The following is a 13,287-nucleotide window of genomic DNA, read 5'->3' as shown; positions in this document are numbered from 1 at the left end:
ACGGGGGAGTATATCATGAAAGTGGAGAGATTAACGGAGGAAACGAGAGCTGAATTTATAGCCTACTGTCGAAAGCACAGGCAGGAAGTGGATGATTCCTATTTATATGACGATCAGCTTGATGGCCTAGAAGTCGATGATGAAGTGAACCCGACTTATCTCCTGATGGACGAAGGAAGGGTTGTAGGTGCAGCTTCCTTGTACCGGAGTGACTATTTCCTAAAAGGGAGCAAGGCGCGCTTCAGGATTTTTCATAGCGCCGTCCCATCATTAAAGGCCTATCAAGTACTGTGGGAGAAGGTAAGGAGTCATGCTGGTGACTTAGCAAAAGTCTTCTTATTCATCGATGAAAGCAATGTGGTTGTACGAGGGATCTTTGAGGAGGTCGGCTTTGATGTTGAACGGATTTCCTACTTGCTGGAACGAAAGGCATCCCCAGTGCCGCTCGTGGGATTCCCACAGGGATACACGCTGGGTGACTTCGTCTTCGAACGGGACGAATCCGTTTGGTGTGAAGTCAGGAATGCTGCATTCGCTCACCTAGCGGGTTCAGAGACACCGATCACAGCCGGACAAGTCAGGGAGATGCGGGACCATCAAGGACATCTGGCTGGTGGAATGAAAGTGTTATATTGCGGTGATCAACCGGCCGGGATCCTGAATGTCGAGAAAGAATGGGACGAAGGAGAATGGAAAACGTTCATCGGTCTCTTGGCGGTCAAACCAGAGTACCAGGGAAAGGGTCTCGGTAGACGGTTGCTAAGGGAGGGCCTTCATTATGGAAGGGAAGCAGGCATGGGGAAAGCCTTGATTTCTGTAAATGGAGAGAATGAAAAAGCAGTCAAGCTCTATTTGAAAGAGGGATTCGAGAAGAAAGTGGTCATGATGTGTTATAAATACGATTCGTTGAGATAAGGGAAAAGAGTCTGGGACAAAAGTGTTTCAGGCAAAGTTAAACCCGAACTAATTTGTCTATTTGAAGGCAAATTAGTTCGGGTTTTTAACTATTTGTATACCTGGACAATTAGATTTTACCTCTGTCTAGCGGTTGATTGGAGTGCAAGGAAGACTCCTGCGGGAAGAATGGCTTATAAGAAAAGCGGAAGGGCTTTGTATTAAGGTGTGTGGCATAAGACGAATCGGCCACGAAGGCGTTCTTTGCCTTCTTGGTCGGTTTGGCTTATGACATTTGCCTCTAAGCCCTGCAGCTAGACATGTGAGGCCCCGCTGGCCTGCCGAGGAGGCTCACGGGCTACCCGCGGAAAGCGAAGTCTTGCACGGAACTCATAAGCGGTATTAAAAGCTGGAACCGATATTATTCGTCTTTACATTTAGAATTCCTAGTTATGTCCCAACCTCTTTTTTCCAGTGGTTATTCATGATGATACCAGTCTCATTCCATCCCCGGTGCCTTCTGGATTTCAAAGATAAGGACAATGGCAGTAATCGCGTGGGCAATCAGGCGGATGATCGGGAAGAAATTAAGGAATGATGCGATGATTCCAAGCGCACTCCCGAGAATCGGTTGATCTTCAGACCTTGATACAAAAAGTACACAAGCATGCCAGATTGCAACTAAACAAAGGAGAAAGGGGATTGCGTCACCCGCAATGTTTCCGAAGACAGGGACGGCAAGAAATAATTCAATTGAAAAGGACAACCATTTTATACGTGAAAGCACGGCACACACCTCCTATTTACATTCTATGCATGGAGATGAGGGCAGTGCTTGTAAGAATGAGGTGGGGGAAAAAAAAGAAAATGGACTGCACATGGTACAGTCCAGGAAATTTAGATCATGCTAGGAGTTTCTCGATCACTTTATGCTCATTTTCATTTAATAAGTTTTTCTGAATCGTTTCATGAACTTCTTTATTCATATTTTCGGAGAGTATATCCGCTTCTTCTTTATCCCCGACTAAGATGATTTTTTCCCATTTTTCATCCGCAGCTTTTTTATCCAATACACTTCCGAGACTCTTCCACCAGCGCTGCTGGTTGGCTTTGAGCCGTTCGTCATACTCATCCTGTTGATTCGCCTTGCCTCCGGAACTACCCATACTGACGTCTGCATGATGGGGACCTTCACTTTTTCGCCAATCCTCCGTATCAAGGTCGAACTCCATGAACTCGCTCGTTTGAAGCTGCCCCAAAGCGGAGGTGAGGATTTTGATCTGATTTTGCTGGAGCAGGATAAGGCCAGTGTTAGGGTACTGGGTGTGCAGTGATTTCAATTGTTCGAGGTTCGGCTTTTCTTCCCAATGGAAGCTCGTTTCCACAGGCACCTGAGGCTCGAAGGTTTCCCAAATGCCACTGTCTGCAGAGGCGAAGATGATAAAGCTTCGGGGCAGTTTCCTTTCCTGACTCAGGATATAGTCCTCCACTTTAGGACGGATCGCTTGGAGTCTTTCTTTTTCTTCAGGAGCACTCTCGAGATATTCCTCCAACCGATTGAATCCGTTCTTCAAGGCAATCTTCCATTCGCCGCCTTGCTGGTCGGGGTCGCTTCGGTCCGTATTCAAGTAGACAGTCAAAAGCTTATCCGGTTTCTGAAGGGTCAGGTTTTCAAGCTTGTTCAACGTTTTTTGGTGTAACATGCTATTCCTCCTTGGAAAGTATCTTACTTATTCTATAAACGAGTTTCCACCATGTTAAACGTGAATTTATTTTAATTGGAAAAAAAGGTAAACTGTAAGAGTGAGAGGAAAGGGAGATGAAGTGATGAAAATCAAACAGCAATGGGTCCAGGAAGACAGTGATTACATAAGACAGAAGTTGATTGAATACAATATGAGCGCGATTGATGACGATGTGAAGACGCCGCTCGAGAAGGTCAGCTTCGTCATTCGCGATGACCAGGATGAGATCGTCGGAGGGGTGGTCGGAGAGACGTTCTGGCATCACCTTCATATCGATTTTCTCTGGGTGTCCGAGGAGTACCGCAAGGAAGGTTACGGTGTACAATTGGTTGAGAGAATGGAAGAGTTCGCGAAGGAGAAGGGCTGCTACCTGGTGATCCTGGATACATTCAGCTTTCAGGCGCCAGGCTTTTATAAGAAACTGGGGTATGAGGAATTCGGTGTGCTGGAGGACTTCCCGAAAGGATCGCGTCAGCATTACATGGAAAAACGCCTGCGTTAATGAAGAAACACCCAGCCTGACCTGTAGGTCATGGCTGGGTGTTTCTTATGCGATCCTGCTACATTTCATCAGGCTTTGCGTGGGTAACATAGGTACCCGCGATGAAATCATGGATTGAGCGTTTGTCTTCACGTAATCCCACCATGAATGCACTGACAATGAGACCGATCCCCAATGTAAGGACATAGGCGAGTCCCCCTACGATGTTCCTCATCAGCATGTTCCCTATATGGACGTTCCTTCCATCTTTCCTCACAATCCTGATGCCGGCGATGCGTTTGCCGACAACATAGCCTTTCCAAAGGACTGGAGTGATGAGGACGTATATGAACGTAATGGTTGAAACAATGGAATTTTCGTCTGAAAACTCCCCTGTAATCAGTCCGATTATGAGGATCAGTGGCAGGTTGATGACGAGCCAATCCAATATGCCTGCACCTAACCTGATCCAGAATCCTGCTGGTTTTATCATGCTTGCTCCCCCTTATCTGTCTAACTTGTAAAAATTGTAACATAGTGACTACTACTATATGAATACGTTTCTGAATATAAGACCAACTCCCTAAAAAAATGTGATGAAAGACGGATTTTTCATAAATTATCAGATTAAAAATGTTTTACAAATATCATGCCGGGTATATATGTACTAAATCAAACTTGACGGGAGAGAAGTTATCGTGAGCTACATTAATCGAGGAAGAGAACGTATTCAATTTGACCGAAAAGGCAACGAACAAGATCTACATATCTTGGAATGCAGCCACTGCGAGAATGAATTCCGGACTCCGATGAATGTACAGAAAATAAAGTGTTCCCATTGCTCAGCAACCACTAATGCCAAAATTGACCTATCAGAATTTAAACTTATCGGCTTCATCGAAAATAATCAAGGGAGTGAACTGGCATGCTAAAACATGATAAACTAACCGATATGAAAATGGATTTCAGTGACATCCTGTGGATGAGTTCCGGTGTCGTCATCATCCTTCTCTTGATCGCCATGGCCAATTTCTTTATCATTTCATAAATGATTGTGAACGGGTGGAAGGTCCTGTCTGATGACAGGGCTTTTTTTCTGTAATCAAATTAAAAGGTACGTCCCTCATCGCTTTAAAGCGATGAGGGACGTACCTTAAAGTTTATTTGTAGTCTTCGTTGTATTCGAGATATACGACGTGGGTTTCGAGGTATTCGTTCAGTCCGTGCTTGCCATCGGCTCCGCCGATTCCTGATTGTCCGCGGCCGGCATGGAATCCGTTGATGCTTTCGAAGTTTTCACGGTTGACGAAGGTTTCGCCGTATCGCAATTCATTGGCTGCTCTCATGATTTCGTGCACGTTATCACTGAAGATGGAAGATGAGAGTCCGTACTCTGTATCATTGGCAAGCTCGATGACTTCATCGAAGTCGCTGTATGTCATGATCGGAAGGACAGGACCGAAGATTTCCTCTTGTATGATGTCCATATCCTGTTTGACGTCAACAAGGATCGTTGGTTCGTAGTAGAATCCTTTCTCGACTTGGAGCGGCTTGCCTCCGGTCAGCACCTTGGCGCCATTCTCAACCGCGGTGTCGACCATCTCGGTCACTGAGTCCAATCGTTCTTTATTGACGAGCGGGCCGATTTCATTGTCTTGATCGGTCGGATCGCCTACCGCGGTTTTCGCAAAGGCTTCGGTGATCTTGCCGATGAATTCATCTGCCACACTTTCATGGACGTACACTCTTTCAGCATTCGTGCATGCCTGCCCGGAATTTGTGATCCTTGACGTCTTGATCTTTTCTACTGCCAGGTCGATGTTTGCATGTTTGGTCACGATGGCAGGAGCCTTCCCACCAAGCTCCAGGTTCACCTTGGTGATGGATTTTGATGCAGCTTCCATCACTTTTGAGCCTGCCGGGTAGCTACCTGTCATGGATACCATCCGTACCTTTGGGTGACTGGATAATGGATTCCCGATATCGGAGCCCTTTCCCGTCACGAGGTTGAAAACCCCTTTTGGAAGCTCGACTTCTTCAATGATCTTTGCAAATTCACATGCTGTATTCGGCGTGTATTGACTTGGCTTCAGGACAATCGTACAGCCTGTGACGATGGCAGGTGCGAGTTTCCTTGCCAAGATGAACATCGGGAAATTCCATGGGACGATCCCCGCTACAACCCCGATGGGTTTCTTATAGACCAAAATATTTTCGTTGGAACGTTCACTTTCCAGGATTTCACCTTCATAACGGAGAGCCCAGCCCGCCATGTATCGGAAGTACTCGATGGCGAGATCGATCTCTGCTTCTGATGCGGAAAGTGTCTTCCCGTTTTCCTCGGTCAGCAACTGAATGAAGGATTCTCTCCGTTCCTCCAGCTTATCGGCAATCTTATATAAGTAAGAAGCCCTCTCTTTGGAAGGGACTTTCTCCCAAGAGATAAAGGCTGCATGAGCGGCTTCGATCGCCCTGTTCACATCTTCCTCCGATCCTTTTTGGATCTTGGAAATGACTTCTTCCGTTGCGGGATTGATCACATCCATGGTGTCACCTGTCGAACCGCTACAGAATTCCCCATTTATATATAACTGATAAGTATTCAAGTCCATTCCTCCCTGTTGGTTACTTATCTACTCCTTTCCCCGAGAGACAGGAGTAGAAACATAGGAATGCTCCATGAAAAAAGACAGCCCATTATCGGACTGTCCTGCATTCAACTTATTTTGTCGGCTCAGCTACTTTGACCAGCTGCTTACCGAGGTTTTTACCTTCGAAGAGTCCGAGGAAGGCGTCAGTGACATTGTCGATTCCTTCTGTGATCGTCTCTTCATATTGCAACTTCCCTTCTGAAAGCCACTGTCCGAGCTGAGTGGCACCTTCCTTGAAGCGGTCGTTATAATCATTCACGACGAAGCCCTTCATGAGCGAGCTTGTTTTGATCAGTTTAGACTGAACGCGGGGACCGAGGTCCATTTCGGTTTTATTGTATGAAGAGATGGCTCCGCAAACCGGTACGCGCCCGTGCTTGTTCAGCAGGCTGATCGCAGCATCACCGATCTCTCCTCCGACGTTTTCGAAGTAAACGTCGATCCCGTTTGGACAAGCTTCTTTCAGTGCTGCTTGCATATCGTTCGTTTCCTTATAATTAATGGCTTCATCGAAACCGAGTGTATCTTTCAGGTAGTGTACCTTTTCTTCGGAGCCTGCAATCCCGACGACGCGCGCGCCTTTGATTTTGGCAATTTGACCGACGATCGATCCAACAGCCCCTGCGGCACCGGATACGACAACCGTTTCACCTTCTTTGGGTTGACCGATATCCAGAAGGCCAAAGTATGCAGTCAATCCCGTCAAGCCGAGCACGCTCAGATGGGCGGACAGCAGTGAAGGGTCAGGACTGATCGAACGGATTTCCTTTTCAGAAGCAATTGAATATTCCTGCCAAGGCAGCATTCCGACGATAAAGTCGCCTTTCTTGAAATGCTCCGATTGAGATTGGGCGACTTCACCTACTACGCCTCCTGCCAAAGGCTCGTTCAAGGCGAAGGGTTCCACATACGACTTTGCATCAGACATTCTTCCGCGCATATAGGGATCGACGGAAAGGTAGAGCGTCTTGACCAAGATTTCCCCTTTGGAAGGTTGAGGTACTTCGATTTCTTTGTAAAGGAAATCATCGTCTTTGGGCATTCCGACCGGGCGTGAAACTAATTGGATTTGTTTCTGTTTGCTTGGGATCATCTTAATTCCTCCTCGAATAACAATGAAATGTTTAATTGAAAGGTATCATAAAGTGGGGCCGCTGCACAAAGGATTGAATTTGAGCCATGATGGATCCACAGAATCATCCTTATCGGGGCCTAACAGGTGTTGTTGAAATGAACACTAAAAAGGAAAAGCCGATGATGATCATCGACCCTCATCAGCTTTTCCAATTTCATATTCATTTAACATTCTTTTTGATGTATTTCACGATTTTAAGTAGTTCATCGGCATGGGGGCGTCCGAATGGGCTTGTTTGCCGCTGTTGATACATCAGTTCCCCTTTAGGGTTCACAAGGAAATAAGCAGGCTCCCCGTGTTCGCCATGATCGTCATAGGGGGCATCCTCTCCATGATAAAACACACCGTACGCTTTGATGGCATCGAGATCCTTGTCTGACAGGATAGGATACTTGATGTTCTCTTCATTTGCATACTCCTGTAAATTTTCGAGATCATCGCTCGAAATGGCGAGTGTGTGGACATCCTGTTCCTCGAACTTTTCTTGGTTGGCCTGAAGTTCCCTGAGTTCTTCCTGACAAACAGGACACCAGGATCCCCTGAAGAAGACGATGAGATGCCAGCTGTCATGTTCCTTTAGGTGCTCTTCTAAGGAAAATTTCTCACCTGCGACTGAAGGGAGTGTGAAATCGGGTACGGTATCTTTTAATTGAAAGTTTGGCATAATCAATTCCTCCTTGACAAGATGTGTGCTAATGTGGATAAACCTTCCGTGGTAGACATGCATATAATGTAGTCAAGCATTCTTATTTCTTACATTGAGTGTATTTCCCTTAATGTGAGAAATGAAACGTCATGACTTTATTACGGAAAGGGAGGAGGGGTGAGATGGGAGAAAGGGGAAGGCCGAAGTTTTGTATTTTTCCAGAATATAAATGGTGTGGTCCTGGATGCAGCGGACCGGGTGAACCAATCAATGAGGTGGACGCTGCCTGCATGAAACACGATCTTTGTTATGAAAGATATGGACCATCATGTCATTGTGATCATCAATTTCTATCAGAAATAAAACCACATGTGAACCTTGCCAATAAAGAAGGAAGAGATGCGCTCTTGTTCTATCATTATATGAAACTCCAGACCGGCATCAAATGCGGGCATGACCGAAGAAACATTCGCAAACCGAGATCATCTGGCATCAGGTGGATCTAGGAGAAGTAGAAGGTACGTCCCTCACCGCTTTAAAGCGGTGAGGGACGTACCTTCAAGTATTATGGAAGGGGCAGGGTGTAGTGGTAGACATCGTCTTCGCGTACATACCCGTTATTTTCGTAAACATGTTGAGCGTGTAGATTGTCCGCGTCGGTTTCGAGGATCACATTCTTTGCTTCTGTCAGCAAGGCATGTTCCTTTGCTGCGTCGAGGAGCTTTTGCCCGACGCCTTGGTTTCTGGCATGCTCTGCGATATATAAATCATTCAGCTTCCAGATGGGTTTCAAGTGGACGGACGAAAAGGAGGGATACAGCTGGGTGAACCCAAGGTACTCACCGTCCCGGACAGCGATGAAAATGACGGATTGGTCCTTGGATAATCGTTCTTCAAGGTACACCTTCGCACCTTCCAGATCAGAAGACTGCCGGTAAAAAATTCGGTAATCGTTGAATAGTGCAGCGACCCCATCCAGATCATGAAGTCTTGCACGAAGAATCTTCATGTCCTTTCCTCCCTTTTATGAAAAGTTTCTACATTGTTCATATTTATGGGGAATTGCAAGGTAACATTCCTGAACCGGGGAAAAGTGCTCTTCGCTTAAACTCTGTATACATACCTGAACATATATGTCGCGACGAATCAGTGTTATAATGGAGAAGTATCCGGAGGGAAACAAAATGCCTCTCGGCCAACGTGCATCGGGTGTAGGAAAGAAGCATCCATGATACAATCTATACACGAAAACTGATTCCGGGTCCACGGACACAGCTTACAATAAAGGATGTCTTATCATTGAAATTCATCAACACACTACTTTCGAAAAAAAAGAAAGTCACAGTCGAATTTTGCGAGAAGAACCTTGACCGATTCCTGCAAGAGGATGACATGTCTCATTACCAACAATTTTTTGAACAGAAGAACGTCACGTATAAAGAATATGAGTGTCAGAGCAGATGCAAGGAATGTAAGAAATCCCCTTATGCATTAGTCAATGGTGATTTCACTGACGCGGAGGATTCGCGGGCGCTATTGGAGAAAATGAAAAAGCTGGCTGATGGAAAGTAAAAAAACCGCACAACAATGTGCGGTTTTACTTTTACCAGAGTTAAAACGGTTTAATGGACATTAATATAATAAGAATGATAGCAGCACTATGGATTATGATATTGTAAGGTCTTAACTCTGAATTGATCTTACCGTAAGCAGTAGGGATATCGTCCCCTTCATGTGATTGGATGATCTCGGCCATTTGCTTGATTTTCTTTGGCATGATACCGGCAACGATGAATTGAACACCGATATAGATGGCAATCGAGGCAATATACCAGAACGTTTTAAACAGGTACGGGTTCATGAATCCCATGACGAGACCGGTGATCAGAAGTACAATACTCCCGACTTTGGCGAAGGTTTCAATCTTCTTCCCGAGGTCCAATGAAAACCTGGCCTGCTGTGCAGTTTCAGGCGTTTTCATGATGACGGGCATGGCAAAGCTTGCGCCGAGTCCGGCTACTGCCGCCACCACATGGATCATGACGATGATACCGTAGATTGACATGTAAAACACCTCCTTTAAAGGAAATTTTGTGCAGGTATCATTCTATAGTAAAATGGTCGTGTTTTCCATGGTTTTTTTAAGAAAAAATGGATGAATTCATCTTGAGGAGGAATTTGGATGAGAACAAAGGATGAGATCCGTCACAAAGTATGGAACGCTTTGACGGAAAAGAAATTGGGGCGATTCCCTTTTCCGCTGACGAACAGAATCCCCAATTTCAAGGGAGCGGAAGCCGCAGCGAAGCATGTGCAGGAGATGGACTTCTATAAAGAAGCAAGCGTTGTAAAGGTGAATCCGGACGCCCCACAGCTTCCGCTTAGAACGTCCATACTGAAGGATGGGAAGACCCTGCTCATTCCAACCCCGAGATTGAAGGACGGCTTCGTCATGATCAAGCCTGAATGGGTTCCGCAGGGAGAAGAGAGAAAAGCTGCGAGTATCAAACACATGAATACATATGGAAAGGTGATCCCGTTGGGTGAGATCCCAGAAATCGACTTGATCGTGGTTGGGTCAGTGGCCATCCATGCCGACGGGAGAAGGCTCGGAAAAGGGGAAGGGTATGCCGACAGGGAGTATGCCATCCTAAGGGAAATCGGTAATAAGCCGGTTCCGGTCATCACTACGATCAACAGTGAACAGCTGGTTGAAGATGACATTCCAAGGGATTCCTATGATCTTGCGGTGGATTGGATCTTCACGGAGAGTGGAGGTGTGGAGACGCATACTCCTTATGAGAAGCCGGAAGGTATTGAATGGCAGCATGTCAGTGAAGAGGATATGGAGAATATGCCGATCCTGAGGGAATTGAAGGAATTTTGATGGAGACAGGACGGTTGCACCAGGAAGTATATAAAAAGGACATCCCTTATATTAAAGGGATGTCCTTTACAATTACGCTTCGTAACCTTCCACAACCAAGTCGAGTTTTCCTGTTTCAGGAGAGATGACGAGGCCGTGAACCGGAATGTTCTTGTCCATAAGCGGGTGATTCTTGATCATGTTCACACTATGGGAAACACTTTCTTGGACAGAGCTGAAGCCTTTCAGCCAATCATGAAGATCGATTCCTGAATAGTTCAAGGTATCAAACGTATCTTCATCAATTCCACGGTCCTTCATTTTGCCGATGATTTGTTCACTGTTGATTGCGCTCATCCCGCAATCGTGATGGCCGATCACCAGGACTTCATCCGCTTGAAGTTCATAAACTGCGACCAATAGGCTGCGCATGATGCTTCCGTATGGATGGGCCACGACGGCTCCGGCATTCTTGACAACTTTCACGTCACCGTTTTTCATATTCATGGATTTAGGAAGAAGTTCAACCAACCGGGTATCCATGCACGTCAAGATAACGAGGCGCTTGTCCGGGAACTTGGTCGTTTTGTATTCCTCATATGCTTTTTCTTCAACAAATTTCTGATTGTACTCTAGTAAATTTCCAAGTAAAGTCATATTCGATTCTCCCCACTCTTTAATGATGTTCCCTCTTATTGTACATTTTTCATGAGAAGGATTTCAATTTCTTTCACTCTATCCATTACTTCATTCCTATTCCATTCCCTTGTATTGGAAAGTTTCATATAGAGGGAAGAAACACTTGCCAGTACTTCTCGATGATTTGTATCCTTCCTGATGATGTTCGACTCACCAAGTCGGTTGAATAATCCATTGAGCTGGGTTGAGACTTTTTCATATTCGTTGGCCTTAGAAATGACTGCCATGTAAAAACGCTGCTGGACATCTGAGAATTGGTAGAAGAGATCCACTAACTCAAAGGACGCGGCTTTCTTTACATTCACTTCCATTTTGCCTGAGCGTTCTTTATGAATCACCCGAGCGAACTTCGGAGCGCTTTCCTCTTCCAGGATGGTTAAGAAGCTATCCCCACGGTGAACTAATGCATACCCTGATTCAGAAGCATCCAATACAGTCAAGTTTCGATCGAGTATCAGATAGGGAATCGGGCAGAAATCGAGATTTTCCACAGTATCCCTCCTAGTGGAAGGTTAACGGACACGAATTGCCTTTACATCCCTAGAATGATTGAGGAGTCAGGGTAATTGTGAGAGAAACCTTAGTTTGATATTTTTTCCTCCAGAAGTGCGAGAAATTGTTCCGAATGCTCTTCTAAATAATCATGAAGCTCGATTAAGTCATGGAAGGTGTTGATGGACTCTTTCTTCAGGAATTCCAAATTGTAATGGGAAATGAGTCTGCCACCGACAAGGATCTTTACATCAGGCTGAATGTCTTCTATTTGTTCCAGACATTCCCTGAGCGATGGGATGGCGGTAGTCATTCCGATTGAGATCACGACAGCCTGGGGTTCCCAGGCTTTGACGAAGGTCACGGCATCCTTGACGGGTACGTTCGCCCCTAAGTAACGGGTGTTCCACTGAAGCTCTTTGAAGATTTCATTCGCAAATTCCAAACCGAGGGTATGCTGCTCACCCTCGATGCAGAATAACAGGCCTTTCGGTCGGCGCTCCGATACTTCGTATGGAGTGTACATGCTCGATAGTAAATATTTGAGGGTAGCAGTCGCCAAATGTTCTTCTGCCACCGTGATTTGATTTTTCTCCCAGAGATCACCAATTCGATACATGGACGGCTTCACGACTGATTCGAAAAAGGTCAATTGATTCACTTTCGACTCAATTTCATTCGTGTAGAGTTCCGTTGCAAATTGCACATCACCCTTTAATAAAGCCTTGGTAAAAGCGGGGACAAGCTGTTTCATCTGAAAACCCCCTATGAAAAATGAACAAAAAGACAATTAATCGATCTATATATTCCACATATAGGATGAAAATCCTCTTGGTTGTGAATGGAAAAACAATAGACAATACCATTCCCTCCACCTGGGGATTTTTAGGAGTATATTGACTTTCTTTTCGTTCTTATTTAAGATAACCTTTGTACAATTATATCATGCTCACATCCATTGAGAGAGGTTCATAGCATTAACCCTCTTTAAAAAACTATGTTTCCAAGAAGCGGATGGTTGCTAGCATTCTAGCAAACCATGATCCTTTAAGCGTAACAGTCCACTGCAAGAATTGCAAAATTGGAGATTGTTACCGTCCACCATAGGCTAATGCTATGTCCTCCTTTAATTTCTGTGTACTAGTAAAGGGAGGGTTTTTATATGTCAGGAAGAAAAGACGAAGAATTAACAGATATCACACTTTTGGGAAATCAGGGTACGAATTATCTGTTCGAGTATGCTCCGGAAGTTCTTGAGGCGTTCGATAACAAGCATCCGAACAGGGATTATTTCGTGAAGTTCAATTGCCCGGAATTCACAAGCTTATGCCCGAAAACAGGTCAACCCGACTTTGCAACGATCTATATCAGCTACATCCCCGATGTGAAAATGGTCGAGAGTAAATCACTTAAACTCTACCTGTTCAGCTTCCGTAATCACGGTGATTTTCATGAAGACTGCATGAATATCATCATGAATGATCTGATCGAGTTGATGGATCCCCGCTACATCGAGGTTTGGGGCAAATTCACCCCGCGTGGTGGAATCTCCATCGACCCTTATTGCAACTACGGAAAACCGGGTACCAAATACGAAACAATGGCGGACCACCGCCTCATGAACCACGACCTCTACCCTGAAAAAATCGACAACCGCTAACTCTTTTGAAGGTACGTC

Annotated in this window: 18 protein-coding genes; 7 read left to right on the top strand and 11 right to left on the bottom strand. The window is 45.3% G+C overall.

Annotated features, from left to right (window positions below):
- Positions 1-15 precede the first annotated feature (15 nt).
- Positions 16-915, top strand: coding sequence for a GNAT family N-acetyltransferase (locus tag LCM10_RS13485; RefSeq protein ID WP_224876789.1), 900 nt, complete (start codon positions 16-18; stop codon positions 913-915).
- A 478-nt stretch (positions 916-1,393) separates the two neighbouring features.
- Here the strand turns inward: LCM10_RS13485 and LCM10_RS13480 are convergent, their stop codons facing one another.
- The gene (locus tag LCM10_RS13480) at positions 1,394-1,681 is read right to left on the bottom strand and encodes a hypothetical protein (RefSeq protein ID WP_224876788.1); all 288 of its coding nucleotides are present in this window, start codon (positions 1,679-1,681) and stop codon (positions 1,394-1,396) included.
- Positions 1,682-1,796: 115 nt separating this feature from the next.
- On the bottom strand, positions 1,797-2,597 hold the full coding sequence (locus tag LCM10_RS13475) for a VLRF1 family aeRF1-type release factor (RefSeq protein ID WP_224876787.1): 801 nt from the start codon (positions 2,595-2,597) through the stop codon (positions 1,797-1,799).
- Between the two features lie 124 nt (positions 2,598-2,721).
- On the opposite strand from LCM10_RS13475, the gene LCM10_RS13470 reads away from it, so the two are divergent.
- Complete coding sequence (locus LCM10_RS13470) at positions 2,722-3,141, top strand: GNAT family N-acetyltransferase (RefSeq protein ID WP_224876786.1); 420 nt, start codon at positions 2,722-2,724, stop codon at positions 3,139-3,141.
- Between the two features lie 58 nt (positions 3,142-3,199).
- On the opposite strand, the gene LCM10_RS13465 is transcribed toward LCM10_RS13470, so the two are convergent.
- The gene (locus tag LCM10_RS13465) at positions 3,200-3,613 is read right to left on the bottom strand and encodes an RDD family protein (RefSeq protein WP_224876785.1); all 414 of its coding nucleotides are present in this window, start codon (positions 3,611-3,613) and stop codon (positions 3,200-3,202) included.
- 432 nt (positions 3,614-4,045) lie between these two features.
- On the opposite strand from LCM10_RS13465, the gene LCM10_RS20685 reads away from it, so the two are divergent.
- The gene (locus LCM10_RS20685) at positions 4,046-4,168 is read left to right on the top strand and encodes a hypothetical protein (RefSeq protein ID WP_263621494.1); all 123 of its coding nucleotides are present in this window, start codon (positions 4,046-4,048) and stop codon (positions 4,166-4,168) included.
- Between the two features lie 112 nt (positions 4,169-4,280).
- Here the strand turns inward: LCM10_RS20685 and aldA are convergent, their stop codons facing one another.
- The 3 genes from aldA to LCM10_RS13450 all read right to left on the bottom strand — a co-directional run bounded on the left by aldA (position 4,281) and on the right by LCM10_RS13450 (position 7,570).
- Positions 4,281-5,732 (bottom strand): aldehyde dehydrogenase, encoded by a 1,452-nt coding sequence (gene aldA, locus LCM10_RS13460; protein WP_318247498.1) that lies wholly within the window; start codon positions 5,730-5,732, stop codon positions 4,281-4,283.
- A 109-nt stretch (positions 5,733-5,841) separates the two neighbouring features.
- On the bottom strand, positions 5,842-6,861 hold the full coding sequence (locus tag LCM10_RS13455; protein WP_224876978.1) for an NADP-dependent oxidoreductase: 1,020 nt from the start codon (positions 6,859-6,861) through the stop codon (positions 5,842-5,844).
- 205 nt (positions 6,862-7,066) lie between these two features.
- The gene (locus tag LCM10_RS13450; protein WP_224876783.1) at positions 7,067-7,570 is read right to left on the bottom strand and encodes a peroxiredoxin family protein; all 504 of its coding nucleotides are present in this window, start codon (positions 7,568-7,570) and stop codon (positions 7,067-7,069) included.
- Between the two features lie 164 nt (positions 7,571-7,734).
- Between LCM10_RS13450 and LCM10_RS13445 the strand changes: the two genes are divergently transcribed.
- Positions 7,735-8,058, top strand: coding sequence for a phospholipase (locus LCM10_RS13445; protein WP_224876782.1), 324 nt, complete (start codon positions 7,735-7,737; stop codon positions 8,056-8,058).
- Between the two features lie 59 nt (positions 8,059-8,117).
- On the opposite strand, the gene LCM10_RS13440 is transcribed toward LCM10_RS13445, so the two are convergent.
- The gene (locus LCM10_RS13440) at positions 8,118-8,561 is read right to left on the bottom strand and encodes a GNAT family N-acetyltransferase (RefSeq protein ID WP_224876781.1); all 444 of its coding nucleotides are present in this window, start codon (positions 8,559-8,561) and stop codon (positions 8,118-8,120) included.
- 290 nt (positions 8,562-8,851) lie between these two features.
- Between LCM10_RS13440 and LCM10_RS13435 the strand changes: the two genes are divergently transcribed.
- Positions 8,852-9,124, top strand: a complete 273-nt coding sequence (locus tag LCM10_RS13435; protein ID WP_224876780.1) for a DUF1450 domain-containing protein — start codon at positions 8,852-8,854, stop codon at positions 9,122-9,124.
- 40 nt (positions 9,125-9,164) lie between these two features.
- On the opposite strand, the gene LCM10_RS13430 is transcribed toward LCM10_RS13435, so the two are convergent.
- Complete coding sequence (locus LCM10_RS13430) at positions 9,165-9,617, bottom strand: DUF2269 family protein (protein ID WP_224876779.1); 453 nt, start codon at positions 9,615-9,617, stop codon at positions 9,165-9,167.
- A gap of 117 nt (positions 9,618-9,734) precedes the next feature.
- Here LCM10_RS13430 and LCM10_RS13425 point away from each other — a divergent pair, with 117 nt between their 5' ends.
- Entirely contained in the window at positions 9,735-10,439 is a 705-nt protein-coding gene (locus LCM10_RS13425) for a 5-formyltetrahydrofolate cyclo-ligase (RefSeq protein WP_224876778.1), read from the top strand.
- 72 nt (positions 10,440-10,511) lie between these two features.
- On the opposite strand, the gene LCM10_RS13420 is transcribed toward LCM10_RS13425, so the two are convergent.
- The 3 genes from LCM10_RS13420 to LCM10_RS13410 all read right to left on the bottom strand — a co-directional run bounded on the left by LCM10_RS13420 (position 10,512) and on the right by LCM10_RS13410 (position 12,363).
- Positions 10,512-11,075 carry a beta-class carbonic anhydrase gene (locus LCM10_RS13420; protein WP_224876777.1) on the bottom strand — a complete coding sequence of 188 codons (564 nt, stop codon included), beginning with the start codon at positions 11,073-11,075 and terminating at the stop codon, positions 10,512-10,514.
- 35 nt (positions 11,076-11,110) lie between these two features.
- On the bottom strand, positions 11,111-11,608 hold the full coding sequence (locus tag LCM10_RS13415) for a hypothetical protein (RefSeq protein WP_224876776.1): 498 nt from the start codon (positions 11,606-11,608) through the stop codon (positions 11,111-11,113).
- Between the two features lie 89 nt (positions 11,609-11,697).
- A complete protein-coding gene (locus LCM10_RS13410; RefSeq protein ID WP_224876775.1) occupies positions 11,698-12,363 on the bottom strand; it encodes a B12-binding domain-containing protein in 666 nt (221 codons plus the stop codon).
- 408 nt (positions 12,364-12,771) lie between these two features.
- Between LCM10_RS13410 and queF the strand changes: the two genes are divergently transcribed.
- Complete coding sequence (gene queF, locus LCM10_RS13405) at positions 12,772-13,269, top strand: preQ(1) synthase (protein WP_224876774.1); 498 nt, start codon at positions 12,772-12,774, stop codon at positions 13,267-13,269.
- Positions 13,270-13,287 lie beyond the last annotated feature (18 nt).

This window comes from Rossellomorea aquimaris (genome assembly GCF_020171925.1).
GTDB classification, from domain to species: domain Bacteria; phylum Bacillota; class Bacilli; order Bacillales; family Bacillaceae_B; genus Rossellomorea; species Rossellomorea aquimaris_F.
This window is presented reverse-complemented; position numbering and strand designations above follow the sequence as displayed.